This window comes from Pseudomonas sp. GW821-FHT01C01 (genome assembly GCF_059422645.1).
Genome location: NZ_JBWKXF010000012.1, coordinates 1 through 16,241, shown reverse-complemented (window position 1 = coordinate 16,241; position 16,241 = coordinate 1). Strand labels below are relative to the sequence as shown.

The 16,241-nt window shown below is 59.8% G+C and carries 19 protein-coding genes; 12 read left to right on the top strand and 7 right to left on the bottom strand.

Going from position 1 to position 16,241, the window contains the following annotated elements; all coding sequences use genetic code 11:
• Positions 1-52: 52 nt before the first annotated feature.
• From AC07XF_RS10800 to AC07XF_RS10790, 3 genes are all read left to right on the top strand, one after another.
• Positions 53-400 (top strand): hypothetical protein, encoded by a 348-nt coding sequence (locus tag AC07XF_RS10800; protein ID WP_008004167.1) that lies wholly within the window; start codon positions 53-55, stop codon positions 398-400.
• 420 nt (positions 401-820) lie between these two features.
• Positions 821-1,015, top strand: coding sequence for a hypothetical protein (locus tag AC07XF_RS10795; RefSeq protein WP_007988042.1), 195 nt, complete (start codon positions 821-823; stop codon positions 1,013-1,015).
• A gap of 115 nt (positions 1,016-1,130) precedes the next feature.
• On the top strand, positions 1,131-1,322 hold the full coding sequence (locus tag AC07XF_RS10790) for a hypothetical protein (RefSeq protein ID WP_495026467.1): 192 nt from the start codon (positions 1,131-1,133) through the stop codon (positions 1,320-1,322).
• Here AC07XF_RS10790 and AC07XF_RS10785 read toward each other — a convergent pair.
• Positions 1,319-2,380 (bottom strand): AI-2E family transporter, encoded by a 1,062-nt coding sequence (locus AC07XF_RS10785; RefSeq protein WP_495026466.1) that lies wholly within the window; start codon positions 2,378-2,380, stop codon positions 1,319-1,321. The genes AC07XF_RS10790 and AC07XF_RS10785 overlap by 4 nt on opposite strands.
• Positions 2,381-2,534: 154 nt before the next feature.
• Between AC07XF_RS10785 and trhP the strand changes: the two genes are divergently transcribed.
• Complete coding sequence (gene trhP, locus AC07XF_RS10780; protein ID WP_495026465.1) at positions 2,535-3,860, top strand: prephenate-dependent tRNA uridine(34) hydroxylase TrhP; 1,326 nt, start codon at positions 2,535-2,537, stop codon at positions 3,858-3,860.
• Positions 3,861-3,964: 104 nt separating this feature from the next.
• On the opposite strand, the gene AC07XF_RS10775 is transcribed toward trhP, so the two are convergent.
• Positions 3,965-4,828, bottom strand: coding sequence for a LysR family transcriptional regulator (locus tag AC07XF_RS10775; RefSeq protein ID WP_495026464.1), 864 nt, complete (start codon positions 4,826-4,828; stop codon positions 3,965-3,967).
• Between the two features lie 96 nt (positions 4,829-4,924).
• On the opposite strand from AC07XF_RS10775, the gene AC07XF_RS10770 reads away from it, so the two are divergent.
• The 3 genes from AC07XF_RS10770 (at position 4,925) to ampC (ending at position 7,343) form a co-directional block, all read left to right on the top strand.
• Positions 4,925-5,836 (top strand): DMT family transporter, encoded by a 912-nt coding sequence (locus AC07XF_RS10770; RefSeq protein WP_495026463.1) that lies wholly within the window; start codon positions 4,925-4,927, stop codon positions 5,834-5,836.
• Between the two features lie 108 nt (positions 5,837-5,944).
• Positions 5,945-6,073, top strand: coding sequence for a hypothetical protein (locus AC07XF_RS10765; RefSeq protein ID WP_495026462.1), 129 nt, complete (start codon positions 5,945-5,947; stop codon positions 6,071-6,073).
• Positions 6,074-6,233: 160 nt separating this feature from the next.
• On the top strand, positions 6,234-7,343 hold the full coding sequence (gene ampC, locus AC07XF_RS10760; RefSeq protein WP_495026537.1) for a class C beta-lactamase: 1,110 nt from the start codon (positions 6,234-6,236) through the stop codon (positions 7,341-7,343).
• 75 nt (positions 7,344-7,418) lie between these two features.
• Here the strand turns inward: ampC and AC07XF_RS10755 are convergent, their stop codons facing one another.
• Positions 7,419-7,970, bottom strand: coding sequence for a DUF4174 domain-containing protein (locus tag AC07XF_RS10755; RefSeq protein ID WP_495026461.1), 552 nt, complete (start codon positions 7,968-7,970; stop codon positions 7,419-7,421).
• Between the two features lie 180 nt (positions 7,971-8,150).
• On the opposite strand from AC07XF_RS10755, the gene AC07XF_RS10750 reads away from it, so the two are divergent.
• A complete protein-coding gene (locus AC07XF_RS10750) occupies positions 8,151-8,519 on the top strand; it encodes a VOC family protein (protein ID WP_495026536.1) in 369 nt (122 codons plus the stop codon).
• A 20-nt stretch (positions 8,520-8,539) separates the two neighbouring features.
• Here AC07XF_RS10750 and AC07XF_RS10745 read toward each other — a convergent pair whose 3' ends face one another.
• Complete coding sequence (locus AC07XF_RS10745) at positions 8,540-9,325, bottom strand: sulfite exporter TauE/SafE family protein (protein ID WP_204934471.1); 786 nt, start codon at positions 9,323-9,325, stop codon at positions 8,540-8,542.
• Positions 9,326-9,541: 216 nt separating this feature from the next.
• Positions 9,542-10,291, bottom strand: a complete 750-nt coding sequence (locus tag AC07XF_RS10740) for a hypothetical protein (RefSeq protein ID WP_495026460.1) — start codon at positions 10,289-10,291, stop codon at positions 9,542-9,544.
• 219 nt (positions 10,292-10,510) lie between these two features.
• Between AC07XF_RS10740 and AC07XF_RS10735 the strand changes: the two genes are divergently transcribed.
• Both AC07XF_RS10735 and AC07XF_RS10730 read left to right on the top strand, forming a co-directional pair.
• Positions 10,511-11,332, top strand: a complete 822-nt coding sequence (locus AC07XF_RS10735) for an aldo/keto reductase (RefSeq protein WP_495026459.1) — start codon at positions 10,511-10,513, stop codon at positions 11,330-11,332.
• Positions 11,333-11,361: 29 nt separating this feature from the next.
• Positions 11,362-11,832, top strand: coding sequence for a DUF1810 domain-containing protein (locus AC07XF_RS10730; protein WP_495026458.1), 471 nt, complete (start codon positions 11,362-11,364; stop codon positions 11,830-11,832).
• On the opposite strand, the gene AC07XF_RS10725 is transcribed toward AC07XF_RS10730, so the two are convergent.
• On the bottom strand, positions 11,797-14,157 hold the full coding sequence (locus tag AC07XF_RS10725) for a DNA polymerase II (protein WP_495026457.1): 2,361 nt from the start codon (positions 14,155-14,157) through the stop codon (positions 11,797-11,799). The genes AC07XF_RS10730 and AC07XF_RS10725 overlap by 36 nt on opposite strands.
• Positions 14,158-14,487: 330 nt before the next feature.
• On the opposite strand from AC07XF_RS10725, the gene AC07XF_RS10720 reads away from it, so the two are divergent.
• Positions 14,488-14,928, top strand: coding sequence for a CBS domain-containing protein (locus AC07XF_RS10720; RefSeq protein WP_007987990.1), 441 nt, complete (start codon positions 14,488-14,490; stop codon positions 14,926-14,928).
• Positions 14,929-15,055: 127 nt separating this feature from the next.
• Here AC07XF_RS10720 and AC07XF_RS10715 read toward each other — a convergent pair whose 3' ends face one another.
• Positions 15,056-15,679, bottom strand: coding sequence for a glutathione S-transferase (locus AC07XF_RS10715; RefSeq protein ID WP_495026456.1), 624 nt, complete (start codon positions 15,677-15,679; stop codon positions 15,056-15,058).
• Between the two features lie 236 nt (positions 15,680-15,915).
• On the opposite strand from AC07XF_RS10715, the gene AC07XF_RS10710 reads away from it, so the two are divergent.
• Positions 15,916-16,241, top strand: a 326-nt coding sequence (locus tag AC07XF_RS10710; protein WP_495026455.1) for a hypothetical protein, incomplete at its 3' end; no start/stop codon positions are given.

Sequence of the window (16,241 nt, the reverse complement as noted above, 5' to 3'; positions counted from 1 at the left end):
CACTGGGTCTATTGCAGACACCGGCGCCGGGCTGAAGAACCGAGGAACTATCATGATCCGTAAAGTCCCCACAGTAGCCTTGCTGATCGGCGCCCTCGCTATCGCAGGACAGGCGCAAGCCCATGGTGGTGGTAATTACTGGCAAGGCCCGGCGGTGTTTGGCGCGATCGTCGGTACTGCCATCGTCGGCTCGGCCCTGATCAACGCCAACCGACCTGTTTACGTCGCACCACAACCGGTCTACTACCAGCCCGCACCGGTGTATTACGCACCACCGCCTCCGGTGTACTACCAGCCGGCCCCGGTCTACGTGCAACAACCGATGTACTACCGTCCGGCCCCGGTCTACTACTACGGACCACCCCGTGGTTACTACGGCCATCACTACGGTCGCTGGTAACGGACGCATCAAGCCCCGCTAAAATAGCGGGGCTTTTTTTGGGGCGCTCACTGGTTTGGATTCGGATGTGGCCTTTTGTAGGAGCTGGCTTGCCAGCGATAGTCGTTAACGATAACCCGTGTGAACTGGATAAACGCGGCGCACTTGAGTCCATCGCCAGCAAGCTGGCTCCTACAGGTATTGCGTTATCGGTGTTTCCCGGGATTGCGTGAAGAACCTTTTTTACGCCCGTTTGTCGGTGCTGGTCTGGATAAATCTCGCCAAGGTCGTTATCGGAACAGCGTTGGCGGCCCAAGTTGGCAAGATTGACCTGACATTGTTTCTGCCGTGCGGCAGCAAACTGTCATATTTATGTCATGTCAGGTCCGCAAGCTCGGGTCTGTCCGTCAATAACAGGTTGATAACAACAAGGACGACCACATGCCAACGCAAAACCCGCACCGCATCGTCGGTCTGTGCACCTCCAGCAAGGTCTACAACGCACTGACCGAACTCAAGCACCTGGAAGGTCATCGCAGCGCCAAGTTTCTCTCGCTGCTGACGCAAAACCTGGTGCGCAAAGGCCTGCTCAACGAGCAGGAAGTGGTTCATATGCTCGATCAGGTGGTCAGTTGACCGACCAACGGTCGTTTGCCCCCGCTGGCATCAATGACCACTATCGAAAGCGTTGATTACTCCTAAAGGCACCCTGACCTTAAAGTAACTCCACAGATTGATGGAGGTACTTTTCATGTCCAAGGTTCAGATCATGTCCGTTATCGGCAGCGCCGTCCCTGCACAGCTCAGAGAACTGGGCATGCTCGCCTGTTGGTATCTGGTGCAGGACGGCGTGCAGATCAGCGGCCCGCTCACTTCGCTGCCCGCCGCCCAGGCACTGTCGCAACGCATCGGCACCGGCCAGTCCGGCAGGCTCAGCGCCTAAGGCAGCTGCACCCGCGGTTTGGTGTCAATGAAGATGTCCCAGCTCGACATGAACAGGGCCGCGATCAACGGGCCGATGACAAAGCCGTTCAGCCCGAATATCGCCAGGCCGCCGAGGGTCGAGATCAGGATCATGTAGTCCGGCATCTTGGTGTCCTTGCCCACCAGCAACGGCCTGAGCAGATTGTCCACCAGTCCGATCACGAAGATCCCGAACAGCCCCAGCACCACGCCCTGCCAGATCGCTCCAGTGAGCAGGAAAAACACCGCCACCGGCGCCCAGACAATCCCCGCCCCGACCGCCGGCAACAGCGACAGAAACGCCATCAACACCGCCCAGAGCAATACGCTGGGAATATCCAGAAACCAGAAAATCAGACCGCCCAGCGCGCCTTGTGTGATCGCCACCAACAAGTTGCCCTTCACTGTGGCCCGCACCACGCGATTGAACTTGAGCTGCAAACGGCGTTTCTGCTGTTCCTGCAACGGCACCGCCAGGCGCACCTTGCGTGCGAGCTCCGCACCGTCGCGCAGGAAGAAAAACAACAGGTACAGCATGATGAAAAAACTGACGATGAACTCGAACGTGCCCTGGCCAAAACTGAAGGCCTGGGTGGCGAAGAACTCATTGCCAGTCATCGCGCTCTTGATGATTTTCTCCCTCAGCCCATTGAGTTCCCCAATGCCGAAGCGGTCGAGCAAATGCTGGAAGTATGGCGGCAGGCTGTGCTTGATCTGCAGCACATACCCGGCGATGTCCAGCTCGCCGCTTTCGATGTTCTTGTAGAGCGTTGTTCCCTCCTGGACCAGGAAGACACCGAGGACTATCACAGGCAGGATCGCGATCAACAGGCAGATGCTCAGTGTGAGCAGCGACGTGAGGTTGCGCTCCCAGCCGAACTTCAGTTGCAGCCGTCGTTGCAGGGGAGCGAAGAGGATTCCGAGGATCACCGCCCAGAACACGGCGCCGTAAAGCGGCAGCAGAATCCAGACAAAAGCGATGCTCACCAGGGCCAGCAGGACGGTCAGCGATTTGTCTTTCAGGGTTTCTTCGTTCATGTCCGATCCATGCCAGTCTGCCCGGACGCAAAGGTACGTCCTGATGCTTAGGTCGCCGCGGCCAGCACGAGTGCCGTGAACAAAGCATAGATCCAGATCAATAAACCCTCGGGCCAAGGCGTTTACCCTGCGCGGCTTTTGCGATCGACCCGCCATGAACCTGATTGCTCCGCAACTGCTTGCCCCCGCCGGCACCCTGAAAAACATGCGTTACGCCTTCGCCTACGGTGCCGATGCCGTGTATGCCGGCCAGCCGCGCTACAGCCTGCGGGTGCGTAACAACGAATTCGACCACGCCAACCTGGCCCTCGGCATTCGCGAGGCCCAGGCTCAGGGCAAGCGCTTTTACGTGGTGGTGAACATCGCGCCGCACAACGCCAAGCTCAAGACCTTCCTCAAGGACCTGGCGCCGATCATCGCCATGGCGCCTGATGCCCTGATCATGTCCGACCCCGGCCTGATCATGCTGGTGCGCCGCCACTACCCGCAGATGCCAATCCACCTTTCGGTGCAGGCCAATACGGTGAACTGGGCGAGCGTCGAGTTCTGGCAGCAGCAAGGCTTGAGCCGGATCATCCTGTCGCGGGAGCTGTCGCTGGAAGAAATCGCCGAGATCCGCGAGCAAGTGCCCGCCATGGAACTGGAAGTGTTCGTGCACGGCGCGTTGTGCATGGCCTATTCCGGGCGTTGCCTGCTGTCGGGCTACATGAACAGGCGCGATGCCAATCAGGGCAGTTGCACCAACGCCTGTCGCTGGAAATACTCGGCGCAACCGGCCACGGAAAACCAGCTCGGCGAGATCGTCCAGACATTCGATCCCGAACCGACCCTGGGCATCGGCGCACCCACCGGGCAGGTGTTTCTGTTACAGGAAGCCAATCGTCCCGGCGAACAGATGCCGGCCTTCGAAGACGAACACGGCACTTACATCATGAACGCCAAGGACCTGCGCGCCGTGCAGCACGTCGAACGCCTGACCCACATGGGCGTGCACTCCCTGAAAATCGAAGGCCGGACCAAATCGCACTTTTATTGCGCGCGCACCACCCAGGTGTATCGCCGGGCGATCGACGACGCGGTGGCGGGCCGGACCTTCGACCGCGGCCTGATGACCGACCTGGAATCCCTCGCCCAGCGTGGCTACACCGAAGGTTTTCTGCGCCGGCATGTGCATGACGAATACCAGAACTACCAGAACGGCAGTTCGGTGTCGGAACGCCAGCAGTTTGTCGGTGAACTGACCGGCCAGCGACGGGATCGCCTGGCCGAGGTCAGGGTGAAGAACCGCTTCGGCCTGGGCGATCACATGGAACTGATGACGCCCAAGGGCAACTTCCACTTCGACCTGCATCAGTTGCAAAACGCTAAAGGTGAAGCGATCGACGTAGCGCCGGGCGACGGGCATACGGTGTATTTGCCGATACCGGATGCGGTGGATCTGGATTTTGGATTGTTGATGCGGGATATCAACATGCCGTAATCCCCTGTGGGAGCGGGCTTGCTCGCGAAGGCGGTGTATCAGTCACTATTAATGTTGGCTGACACGCCGTCTTCGCTGGCAAGCCAGCTCCTACAGGTAATGCGTTACGCAAACTCCTCGCGGAGCATCGCCACAAACGCCTCACGCGCCGGGTGCACCCCGGCGTTTTCGTGCCAGTAAAACAGGTTGTCGACGGCAGTCAGTTCGGGGAATTCAAACCCAGCGCACCCCGCGCCTTTGGCGTATTGATCGAAGATGCCTTTGGGCACCAGCGCCACGCCAGCCCCGGCGCTGACGCAACCGACAATCGCACCATAACTGGCCAGGCTGACAATCGGCAGTGCCTGCCCTTGTCGCAGCAACCAATGTTCCAGCGCCGCCCGGTATGGACAGCCCTGGGGCCACATGAATACGGTCTGGTCCTGCAAATCACTGATATCACGCAGCGGTCCCAGGGATGTAGAGGCGATCAGCAGCAAATCTTCGCGGTACATCGGCGTGCGCTTGAGGTGCGAACGCTCGACATCCACCGCCACGATGGCACCGTCGAGTTTGTGATTGAGCGTGTCATCGAGCAACTGGCCCCAGGAGCCGGTGGTCAGCTCCAGTGCCACCTGTGGAAAACGCTTGTGGAATTTCGCCAGCAGACGTGGCAAACGCCCGGTAGCCGACGACTCGATGGCCCCGATGTGCAAGGGGCCGGAGGGTTCGGCCGAAGGGTCGACCGCGCGTTTGGCCTCGGCGGTGAGGGCCAGAATTTTCGAGGCGTAAGCCAGAAACGTCTGCCCCGACGGGCTGATGCGCAGCCCTCGGCCCTCACGCAGAAACAGCGCGACACCCAGTTCGGCCTCAAGGGCCTTGATCCGTGCAGTGATGTTCGACGGCACGCAATGCAACAGCTCGGCCGCGCGGGCGATGCTGCCGACGTCGGCCACGGTCTTGAACATGCGAATCTGAGCCAGCTCCATACATCACCAATAGTGAACGGTTAGCGCAGTATAAGTCAGTTGTGGCGAACGATCCGCTTTCTGATACTCGGTGCATCCGCCCACAGGTGCACGACCATGAAGCCGCTCTCACCCACCCCCGTTTCGCGCTTGAAAATCATCCTGGCCATGGCATTTGTCGTGGCGTGCTGGGGCTACTCCCCAACCGGCATCCATATCGGCTTGCAGGCCTACGACCCCGTGCATCTGGCGCTCCTGCGCTTCTTGCTGGCTTCCTTGTTCATGGCCGTGGTCGCGATATTCAAGGGCATTCGCTTACCCAGGCTTCGAGACTTGCCACTGATGTTCGGCCTGGGTTTCTTTGCCGTGAGCCTGCACCACGTGGCGATCAACTTCGGACAGCAGGGTGTCAGCGCCGGCGCTTCGAGCGTCCTGGCACAGACCACCCCGCTGTTCAGCACATTGATTGCGCGCTTCGTGTTCAAGGATCAGGTGAGCCTGTGGCGCTGGGGTTGTGTGCTGCTCGGGTTGTTTGGCGTGGTGATAGTGGTGGCGGGCGATCACGGCCTGGGCAGCATTGACGCCCACGGCTTGCTGATCCTGCTGGCGGCGGTGTCCTGGAGCCTCTACTTTGCCCTGCAAAAGCATCACACCGGGCGTTACGACGGGCTGACGCTGGTGTGCTACACGGTGTGGTCCGGGACCGTGCTGTTGCTGGTTTACTTGCCTGGTCTGGTGGATCAAGTTGCCCTTGCGCCGCTGCAAGTGCAGTTTGCGGTGATCGCCCTGGGGATATTCCCCAGTGCCCTGGCCTACCTGGCCTGGGCGTTTGTGCTGGCGCATGTCGATTTGAGCCGGGCGACCATGACGCTGTATTTGACGCCGCCGACGGCGATGGTCATTGCGTCTTATGCACTTGGCGAGCGGCCGACGCTGATGATTGTGGTCGGCGGGCTGGTGGTGTTGATGAGTGTGCTGGCGTTGAATCTGGAGCGGCGGGTTGTCGTTGCTCAGGTTGCCCGGGCCTGATCCATGTTTTTTGCTACCTGGACTGACGCCTTCGCGAGCAAGCCCGCTCCCACAGGTTCAGGGTTTGCTCAAGAACCGCGGCAAACACAAAACCCTGTGGGAGCGGGCTTGCTCGCGAAGAACGATGACGCGATTTCACTGACCATCAGCCAGGCGAAAACCAGTCACAGTTGCGTGCAAGTGCCACAAAAACCGGGCTGGAAGTTCGACAACAAGCGGCCGTGCCTGGTGCGTTGAATCGCCAAGTATGTTGAATCAATGGTTGCGCGTGGCCGCCTGATGGCGGCCGATATTAAAAAGCGCTCGGAGCATGGCGCTCCAGCCCCTAAAATGACGCGCAACTGAATCAACGACGGATGAAACCAACATGGACAGGCTGAAAACCATCGCCGCTTGCATGGCGATATTCGCCGCGGGCCAGTGCGTGGCACAGGATCAAATCGAGACGGTGGTGAACGCCGCTGTACAACCGGTGATGCAGGCCGAGGCTATCCACGGCATGGCCGTGGCGGTCACCGTCAACGGCCAACCGCACTATTTCAATTATGGCGTCGCCTCGAAAGAAACCGGCAACCCTGTCACACAAGACACCTTGTTCGAAATCGGCTCCGTCAGCAAAACCTTCACCGCCACCCTCGCCGCCTACGCCCAGGCCAGCGGCAAACTTTCCTTGTCCGACAAAGCCAGCCACATCCTGCCGAGTCTGCACGGCAGCGCCTTCGATAACATCAGCGTGTTGCAACTGGGCACCTACAGCGCCGGCGGCTTGCCCCTGCAATTCCCGGTCGATGCCGACTCGCCCGATAAGATGCTCGGTTACTACCAACAATGGAAACCGCTCTACGCCCCCGGCAGCCACCGACTGTATTCGAACCCTAGCCTCGGCCTGTTCGGCTACCTCGCCGCCCACAGCATGGGCCAGCCGTTTGATGACGTAATGCAAAACACCCTGCTTCCCAAACTCGGCTTGAAGCACACCTACCTGAGGGTGCCGCAGGACCAGATGGCGCTTTACGCCCAAGGTTATAACAAGGACGGCAAACCGGTGCGGGTCGGTCCGGGTGCGCTGGATTCCGAGGCGTACGGGGTGAAAACCAGCGCTGCAGACCTGATGGCGTATGTTGAAGCGAACATGAAGCCATCGCGCCTGGAAAAACCGTTGCAACAGGCAATCGCGTTGACTCACACCGGTTACTACACGGTCGGCGACATGACTCAGGGATTGGGCTGGGAGTTGTATCGTTACCCGATCACTCTGGATCAACTGCTGGCGGGCAACTCGACCCCGATGGCGATGGAGCCACATAAGGTCCAGTGGCTGAATCCGCCACAGCCGCAACTGGAGAACCTGCTGATCAACAAAACCGGTTCAACTGGTGGGTTTGGGGCTTACGTTGCGTTCGTGCCGTCGAAGGACATCGGCGTTGTGATTCTGGCAAACAAGAATTATCCGAATGCAGAGCGGGTCAAGATTGCTCATCAAATATTGAGTGCCCTTCCCCAATAGTTCCTGATCCGTCTGTGGGAGCGAGCTTGCTCGTTCCCACAGGTCCTCAGCTCCCCACCAGAATTCAATGTCGAATCAATCATCCGGCATTTCAGGCGGTTTGGCGGGCTTGCCCGGTTTGCTGTTTTTGCCAGCCTTGGTGCCTTTGGCAGCCGGCTCGGCTTCAGCGACGGGAGCGGCCACTGTCGCGGTAAATTCTTTCTCGGCTGCCGGCAACTGATCGACAGCGCTGAAAATTTCTTCCAGCTTGATGGCGTCCGATTGTTCAAGTTTCTTTTCGCCGTCCTTGCCGACCAGTATCACCTTGGTCTTGGCGCCGGCGCCCAGCTTGAGCGAGCGGATCAGCGCCGCCGTGTCCTGTGGCCCGAGGTCTTTGCCGTCGCGCTGGCCCATCAGATTGAGCACGGTGTAGAGCACCATGTTGCGCTCGGTGAATCCCTTGCGATTGGCCGGCTCATCCAGCGACTTTTTCAGGCTGACCCAGGTCGGATCAACGGTACTCGGGGCGATGACAATCAGTGGCCGGGCCCTGCCCTTGTCCATGTCCAGCGGTGAGTCGCCATCGGCGGCGAACAAGGGGCCAGCGATAGCCAGCAAGGTTGCCAGGGTCAGTGACCTGATGAGCATGCGCATCTCCTTTTGATATCCACGCTCTAATGATTGCGCATCGCGGCGATCGTTCCGGGTGACGTACCGCAATTGTGTTTCGCCTTGCCCCAAGCTTAGGTCAGGGCGGTCATTGCGCAACAGGCTGAGCTAATCTGAAGACTCATGACCACCCGCGTGATCCGTCGTGAGGACTTGCGCATGAGCGCTCAGTTGAACCACACCATCGTCTGGTGCCGGGACAAGCAGGTTTCGGCGAATTACCTGGCCGGACTCCTCGGCCTGCCCGCCCCCGAGCCCTTCGGGCCGATGCTGATCGTCAAGCTGGATAACGGCGTGTCACTGGATTTCTACGACAACGCCCCGCCGATAGCGTCTCAGCACTATGCGTTTTTGATTGGCGACGAGGATTTCGATGCGGCCTTCGCACGCCTGCAAGCCAACGGTCAGCCGTGGTGGGCGGATCCGGGCAAGCAGCGGCCAAGGGAAATCAATGATTACGCGGGAGGACGGCGGGTGTATTTCGATGACCCGGACGGGCATCTGCTGGAAATATTCACCCGCGAATGAAACTGGCGTACCGGATTGAATCAGAACGCCAGTTTGTAACCGATCAACAACAGCATGGTCGCCAGGCAAGGGCGCAGCAATTCGTCGGAGATACGCCCGGTCAGGTGGCTGCCCAGGTAAATCCCCGGCAACGAACCCACCAGCAAGTAACCCAGGACGTGCCAATCCATATTGCCCATGCTTGCATGGCCAAGGCCCGCGACCAGGGTCAGCGGCACGGCGTGGGCGATTTCAGTCCCCACCAGGCGGCGGGTCGGTAGCATCGGATAGAGAATGAACAGTGCCACGGTACCCAGCGCACCGGCGCCGATGGACGTCAGCGCGACCATGGTGCCAAGGACCAGCCCGGTGATGACTGTCATCACGTTCAAGCGCAATCCGCTGGGGTTGTAGCTGCCGCCCGCACGCTTGTGGGCGAAGTCGAGCAGGCGCTTCTTGAACAGGATCGCCAGTGCCGTGGCAAACAACACAAAACCGAGGGCCTGTTTGATGATCGCGTTCATCGCCTCGGGGGCGCTGTGCAGGGTGCTGAGGAACCACAGCGTCAACGCCACCGCCGGCACGCTGCCCAAGGTCAGCCAGCCGGTAATCGCCCAGTCGATGTTGTTGTTCTTGCGGTGAACCAGTACACCGCTGGATTTGGTGATGGCGGCGTACAGCAGATCGGTACCGACCGCCGTCGCCGGGTTGATGCCGAACCCAAGCAGGATCGGGGTCATGAGCGACCCGCCACCTACGCCAGTCATGCCGACGATGAAGCCGACGACCAGCCCGGCAACCACCAACCCGATGTTCACTAAATCCATGAATACTTCCACAAAGATCGCAGGGGAAATCTGGCCCGCAGCATAGCGACATTTCTTATAACCAGTTATATCGATGCGATCTATCTTTATGCCCTGAACTCAATTCCCCTGTGGGAGCGGGCTTGCTCGCGAAAGCGGTGGGTCAGTCAATATTAATGCTGCCTGACACTACGCCTTCGCGAGCAAGCCCGCTCCCACAAGGGATATGTGTCGTGCTCACTGCACTGGCAGGAAATTCAGGAACAGCAGGCTCTGGGCATAGTTCAGGCCGATGCGCCGGTAGCGCTCGTCGAGCATCTGGGTCAGCAGGTCCAGCCGGGCGACGATCTTGCCGAACTCGACGGCAAAGCTCAGGTTGCTACCCTCCTCCGAGATTTCGTTGGAGAACAGCAAGGGCTGGCCCTCAGTGTTTTGTCGCTGGCTGAGGAGCCAGGTGGCGATCTCGATGTTGCGCGCGGCATTGCTGACGAATACCGGGTTGATCGTATCCGTCATGTAGAACTCGAGGCGATTGCCATGGGCGGTCACCAGCATGCTGCCGATGGCATAGATGAACGCCCCGACCCGATCGCCGAGAAACTCCGGGCTCATGGCAAAACGCAGGGCCGCGAGATCTTTTTTGCCGCCGAGGACGGGCAGTGGCTGCTGCTGTTCGATGGCTATGCGCACTTGCTTGCCGGCGGTACGGGCATCGAGGAACCCAGACTTTTTCAGCTCATCGGGGTTACGCAGGTAAAGCTTGCTCATCAGCAGGTAAAGGCTGTTCAGGTTGTCGCGCATGGTCAGGGTTGCCATACGGTCGACGCTGGTTTGCAGGAACTCCTGGGGGCTGCCTTCGCGCATCTGGGTGAAGATGTCGCCGCCCTGCTGCTGACTGCAACCGGTGACGAAGAACATCGACAGACCTGCCAGCAGCAGGCAATGACGGCGTATTCTCGTAATGATGCGGGGTGAAACTCGAGCCATGGGTTATTGGACTTGGGCATGGGCCGGCGGTGGGGATCGCCGCAGGCTGCCATGGATAGAGCCGGACATTTCGAAAAAGTGCAGTATCGGCACAGAGCAATCGATCACCGGCAAGGTGAGACTCAAATGATCGCCGCCTGCGAAAACCCCTGCGACGGAACCGATGGACTATTCTGCTGCCCACTGAAACAACCATCGGCATTCATAAAGGAGGTTTGCATGCGCACGCTTGAATTGGCTGGCGCCAGGGTCCCGGTTATCGGCCAGGGGACCTGGCAGATGGGCGAAGACCGCTCACGGCACACGGAAGAAGTCGCGGCACTGCGTCTGGGCATCGAACTGGGCATGACCCTGATCGACACCGCTGAAATGTACGCTGAAGGCGGCGCCGAGGAAGTGGTCCGCGATGCCATCGCCGGCCAGCGCGACAGCGTCTTCCTGGTCAGCAAGGTGTACCCGCACAACGCCAGCCGCCACGGTATTCCCCAGGCTTGCGAGCGAAGCCTGCGCAGGCTCGGCACCGATTACATCGATCTGTATCTACTGCATTGGCGCGGCCAGTATCCCCTGGAAGAAACCGTCGAAGCCTTCGAGCGCCTGCGTGAGGACGGCAAGATCGGCCGTTGGGGCGTGTCCAATTTCGACCTCGATGACTTGCGGGAACTGGACGCCCCGACCTGCGCCACCAATCAGGTGCTCTACAACCTGGAACAACGCGGCATAGAATTTGATTTACTGCCCTGGAGCCAACAACGGCGGTTGCCGGTCATGGCTTACTGCCCGATTGGCCAAGGCGGCAAAATGCTCGCCAATGCTACGCTCAAACTAGTAGCCAGCCGTCACGGCGTGACACCGGCACAGGCAGCACTGGCATGGATTCTGCGCCAGGATGCAGTGATTGCCACCCCCAAAGCGGTGCATCCCGAACATGTACGCCTCAATGCCCAAGCCGCCATGTTGCAGCTTGAAGCGGGGGATCTGGAGGCGCTGGACCAAGCGTTTCACGCGCCACAACGCAAACAGCGGCTGGCCATGGTCTGAACCACCGCAGTCTGTCAGAGAGCTTCGCCATGAGAAGCACCGACCACCTGGACCCGTTCAATCTGCAACGCTTTCTCCAGGCTCAGGACCCGGTATTCGACCGGGTTCAAGACGAACTGAGCAACGGACACAAGCGCAGTCACTGGATGTGGTTCATTTTTCCGCAGTTTGCCGGGCTTGGCGGTAGCGAGATGTCGCGCCGCTTTGCCATCCGATCGCGGGAGGAAGCCCTGGCCTACCTTGAGCACCCGTTGCTGGGCGCCCGGTTACGCACCTGCACCCAGGAAGTGCTGAATATCCGGGAGCGCTCGGTGGCCGGGATCTTCGGTCATCCCGACGACCTGAAGTTTCATTCCTCGATGACCCTGTTTGCCCAGGTTGCTGCCGCCGACAGTCTGTTCCAGCAAGCCTTGAACCAATACTTCCACGGCATCCTGGATGACTGGACCTTGTCGCTGATGGACTCAAAACAGGCCCAGTTGCCCCCCAATCAGGGTTGAGAAGTCGTCGTCGACAAACGGCAGTATCGCGTCCGCCACCGGTTGCAGTTGCCGGGTGATGTAGTGGTCGTAATCGATGGGCGCGCTGCGCACTTCCAGCGGTTCAGGGCCGGCAACGGTGATCACGTAGCTGATCCAGCCGCCGTTTTGGTATTGCCGCGGGCGACCCTGCCGGTCGTTGTACTCGTCGGCCAGGCGCGCCGCGCGCACATGGGGCGGTACGTTGCGCTGATAGTCATCGAGGGTGCGGCGCAGGCGTTTGCGGTAGATCAGCCGGTCATCGAATTCACCGGCCAGGGTCTTGCGGACATAGTCACGCACATAATCCTGATAGGGCTTGCGCAGGAAGATCCGCGAATACAGCTCCTGCTGGAATTGACGGGCCAGCAGCGACCAGTCGGTGCGCACGGTTTCCAGGCCTTTGTAGACCATTTCGTCGCTGCCATCGGCACGGGTCACCAGACCCGCATAGCGCTTTTTACTGCCTTCTTCGGCACCGCGAATGGTCGGCATCAAAAAGCGCTTGTAGTGGGTTTCGAACTGCAACTCGAGAACGCTTTGCAAGCCGTATTCCTGCTGCACGTGTTCGCGCCACCACTGATTGACGTGCGCCACCAGTGCCTGGCCGATCTGCGCCGCCTCCTGCTGGCCATGGGCGCGACGCAGCCAGACGAATGTCGAGTCGGTGTCGCCATAAATCACCACATGCCCCTGCGCTTCGATCAACTGGCGGGTACGCAGCATGATCTCGTGCCCGCGCAAGGTGATCGACGAGGCCAGGCGTGTGTCGAAGAAGCGACAACCGCTGGAGCCGAGTACCCCGTAGAAGGCGTTCATGATGATTTTCAGCGCCTGGGACAGCGGTGCGTTGTGTTCGCGCTTGGCGGTTTCCCGGCCTTCGGCCACTCGGGCGACAATGGATGGCAGGCAATGCCGGGTGCGAGAAAAACGCGCGCCACGAAAACCCGGCACCGACTCGCTGTCGTCCGGATGCTCGAGCCCTTCAATCAATCCCACGGGGTCAATCAGGAAGGTGCGGATGATCGACGGATAGAGGCTTTTGTAGTCGAGCACCAGCACCGATTCGTACAGTCCCGGTTGCGAGTCCATGACAAAACCGCCGGGACTGGCTTGCGGTGGCTTGCCACCGAGGTTCGGCGCAACGAAACCCTGGCGGTGCATCAGCGGCATGTACAGGTGTGTGAATGCCGCCACCGAACCGCCCATGCGATCGGCCGGCAAACCGGTGACGCTGGCCCGCTCCAGCAGGAAGGTGAGTAATTCGGTCTTGGCGAAAATCCGCGTGACCAGTTCGCAGTCCTTGAGGTTGTATTTGGCCAGCGCCGGTTTGTCCTCGGCGAACATGCGGTTGATTTCGTCCATGCGCTGGTACGGGTTGTCGATGGACTTGCCTTCGCCGAGCAAGGTTTGCGCGACGTTTTCCAGGCTGAACGAGGGGAAACTCCAGGTCGCCGAACGCAGGGATTCGATACCGTCGATGATCAAGCGGCCAGCGGCTGAAGCGAAGTAATGGTTGCCGTTGCCGTGTTCGCGCCACTGCATTTCCTCGCCGCCACGCCCCAGTTTCAACGGCACCGCCAGGCGCCGGGCGTGTTCGTGAAGCACCCGCAAGTCGAACTGCACGACGTTCCAGCCGATGATTGCGTCCGGGTCGAAGCGGGCAAACCATTCGTTGAGTTTTTTCAGCAACAGGGTTCGCGAATCGCAGTATTCGAGCTGGAAATCCACCTGGCTATCGTCGCCGTTGGGCGGACCGAGCATGTACACCTGACGCTCGCCGCAGCCTTCCAGGGCGATGGAATACAACTCGCCCTGGGCCGTGGTCTCGATGTCCAGGGACACCAGTTTGAGGCTCGGCCGGTAATCGGGGTCGGGTTTCATCTGTGCGTCGAGTAGCAGGCCCTCGGCATTCGGCGTGCCACTGAAGCGCACCGGCGCGGTGATGAAACGCTCCATCATGTAGCGTTCCGGCGGACGCACGTCGGCTTCGAACACCTCGACGCCGGCCCGGCGCAGCGCGGTTTCGAGGCGCATCAACTGACCATGTTGCTGGCAGTAAAGACCGAGGACCGGGCGATGTTCGAAATCCTGCAGGGCCAGGGGCCTGAGCTCGACGTTCTTCTCATCATGCAAAACGCTTTCGGCCGGCTGACGCTGCGCAGCAGGGATGAACGCCACCGAGGGCTGGAAAGGCAAGCGGATGCGCCGGGGACCGCTGTCGGTCGCCAGCCAGAACTCGACTTCCGTACCGGCCGGGGTGTCGCGCCAATGCCGGGTCAGGACGAAGCCCTGCTGTAGTTCCACCGCTGCAACCTCACATCCGATTCAGAGGAGGATTCTACCCGTCATCGGCAGGGATAGCGCGTTTGCCGCAGGCCTATCAGGCAGACACCGAACCTGTGGGAGCGGGCTTGCTCGCGAAAGCGGACTGGCAGCCAACAAGGATGTTGGATGTGCTGGCCTCTTCGCGAGCAAGCCCGCTCCCACAGGTCATCTACTGGCCGGAAATGTGGGGTTTGCCGAAGAAAAACCGCCGAATGACGTTTTTTGCGTGTTATCTGCCGCTTTCGCCCTTGCCCTGAACGCTTGCGTCTACGATTCTTCAAGAACAACGACAACACCCGAGTAACCACCATGAAAACCGTCGCCCAACTGCTCAAGCTCAAAGATCAGAAGAATCAGGAAGTGCACCAGATCAAACCCGACCACATGGTGCTCGAAGCGCTGATGAAGATGGCCGAGAAAAACGTCGGCGCCTTGCTGGTGGTGGAGAATGATGAAGTGCTGGGCATCATCAGTGAACGCGACTATGCACGCAAACTGGTGCTGCATGGCCGCTCTTCGGTGGGCACGCCGGTGCGCGACATCATGGTGTCGCCGGTGATTACCGTCGACACCCATCAAACCGTGGAGACCTGCCTGGGCATCATGTCCGATAGACGCCTGCGTCACTTGCCGGTGGTCGAAGGCGGCAAATTGATCGGGCTGCTGTCGATCGGTGACCTGGTCAAGGAAGCGATTGCCGAACAGGCGGAACTGATCAAGCAGCTGGAACAGTACATTCGCGGGGAATAAATCGACACGCCGAAGATCCCCTGTGGGAGCGGGCTTGCTCGCGAAGGCGGTGTGTCAGTCAACGCCACTGTTGATTGGCACACCGCTTTCGCGAGCAAGCCCGCTCCCACATTTGGTTCTCAGTGTCTCAGGCCGGCCAATGCCGGGCGAACACCGGTGCCAGCGCCGGGTAGCGGTCGATGCGCTCCAGCCAGGCGAAAAAGCCCGGCCGGGCATTGCGCAGATGTTCCCGACTGCCCGCCCATCGCGATATCACTGCCGCCAGTAAATCCAGCGCCCCCGGCTTCTCGCTGCCCAGATACAACTCGCCCGAAAACTGATCGGCAAACACCTCCCAACTCCAGTGCAGGCGCCGGCGGGCACCCTCCATGAGATTCTGCCTGGAGGACTCATCAGCCTCGGCCAGCCAGCGCTCGGGGTAGTCAATGATGCCAATGGCCGCATAGCAATTGCTGACGATGTACGCCATGCCGCGAATGGCCTGGTCCCGCTCGGCCGGATCTTGCGGCAACAATCCCGATGTGGGAAAGGTCAACCCAAGGTGGATCAGGATCGCCGCGCTCTCAGTCAGGACGCCGCCATCGGGCCGTTGCAAGGTCGGAATCTGTTTGAGCGGGTTGAGTTTCTCCAGCGCCTGGGCCGCCTCCGCGGACGTCTCGACATCGATGAAGCGATAAGGAACATCACAGAGTTCAAGGGCAGCTTCGATGGCCGCCGCCCCGGAGTTCTGATAACCGTAGAGCTGGTACATAAACGTCTCCTAGTACACCGCGATCTCTGCAGTGCCGCATCAAGCTATCCAGTGTAGAAGCCGCCACCCGCCACACACGGCCATCCGACGACCGCACCATCACACTCACAAGGGGTATGGCACGGGTCCTATCATTGCCGTCGATGTTCACCATCACCTCAATGAAGTTCTCATAAAAAATCCCCGGCGTAACATCTGCTCCATACCAACCCATTACACCCCCGGAGCACACCATCATGAAACGCCAAGTCCTTCTCAGCATCGCTTTCTCGGTTTTCGCAGTTAACGCTTTCGCCGCAACTTCTGCTCAACCTGTGGTCGCTGAAGGCGGCTCGGATCGTCTGATTGAAAGCCGCGTTGCCGAAGGTGGTTCCGATCGCCTGATCGAGAATCGTGTGGCCGAAGGTGGTTCAGATCGCCTGCTGGAAAAACGTGTTGCCGAAGGTGGTTCCGACAAACTGCTGCAGAACCGCGTTGCTGAAGGCGGTTCCGATCGCCTGATCGAGAATCGTGTGGCCGAAGGTGGTTCAGATCGCCTGCTGGAAAAACGTGTTGCCGAAGG

What these genes read in the sequence shown, in the direction of transcription:
- AC07XF_RS10800 (WP_008004167.1), top strand. Translation starts at nt 53, where the DNA reads ATGATCCGTAAAGTCCCCACAGTAGCCTTGCTGATCGGCGCCCTCGCT.
- AC07XF_RS10795 (WP_007988042.1), top strand. Translation starts at nt 821, where the DNA reads ATGCCAACGCAAAACCCGCACCGCATCGTCGGTCTGTGCACCTCCAGC.
- AC07XF_RS10790 (WP_495026467.1), top strand. Translation starts at nt 1,131, where the DNA reads ATGTCCAAGGTTCAGATCATGTCCGTTATCGGCAGCGCCGTCCCTGCA.
- AC07XF_RS10785 (WP_495026466.1), bottom strand. Translation starts at nt 2,380, where the DNA reads ATGAACGAAGAAACCCTGAAAGACAAATCGCTGACCGTCCTGCTGGCC.
- trhP (WP_495026465.1), top strand. Translation starts at nt 2,535, where the DNA reads ATGAACCTGATTGCTCCGCAACTGCTTGCCCCCGCCGGCACCCTGAAA.
- AC07XF_RS10775 (WP_495026464.1), bottom strand. Translation starts at nt 4,828, where the DNA reads ATGGAGCTGGCTCAGATTCGCATGTTCAAGACCGTGGCCGACGTCGGC.
- AC07XF_RS10770 (WP_495026463.1), top strand. Translation starts at nt 4,925, where the DNA reads ATGAAGCCGCTCTCACCCACCCCCGTTTCGCGCTTGAAAATCATCCTG.
- ampC (WP_495026537.1), top strand. Translation starts at nt 6,234, where the DNA reads ATGGCGATATTCGCCGCGGGCCAGTGCGTGGCACAGGATCAAATCGAG.
- AC07XF_RS10755 (WP_495026461.1), bottom strand. Translation starts at nt 7,970, where the DNA reads ATGCTCATCAGGTCACTGACCCTGGCAACCTTGCTGGCTATCGCTGGC.
- AC07XF_RS10750 (WP_495026536.1), top strand. Translation starts at nt 8,151, where the DNA reads ATGAGCGCTCAGTTGAACCACACCATCGTCTGGTGCCGGGACAAGCAG.
- AC07XF_RS10745 (WP_204934471.1), bottom strand. Translation starts at nt 9,325, where the DNA reads ATGGATTTAGTGAACATCGGGTTGGTGGTTGCCGGGCTGGTCGTCGGC.
- AC07XF_RS10740 (WP_495026460.1), bottom strand. Translation starts at nt 10,291, where the DNA reads ATGGCTCGAGTTTCACCCCGCATCATTACGAGAATACGCCGTCATTGC.
- AC07XF_RS10735 (WP_495026459.1), top strand. Translation starts at nt 10,511, where the DNA reads ATGCGCACGCTTGAATTGGCTGGCGCCAGGGTCCCGGTTATCGGCCAG.
- AC07XF_RS10730 (WP_495026458.1), top strand. Translation starts at nt 11,362, where the DNA reads ATGAGAAGCACCGACCACCTGGACCCGTTCAATCTGCAACGCTTTCTC.
- AC07XF_RS10720 (WP_007987990.1), top strand. Translation starts at nt 14,488, where the DNA reads ATGAAAACCGTCGCCCAACTGCTCAAGCTCAAAGATCAGAAGAATCAG.
- AC07XF_RS10715 (WP_495026456.1), bottom strand. Translation starts at nt 15,679, where the DNA reads ATGTACCAGCTCTACGGTTATCAGAACTCCGGGGCGGCGGCCATCGAA.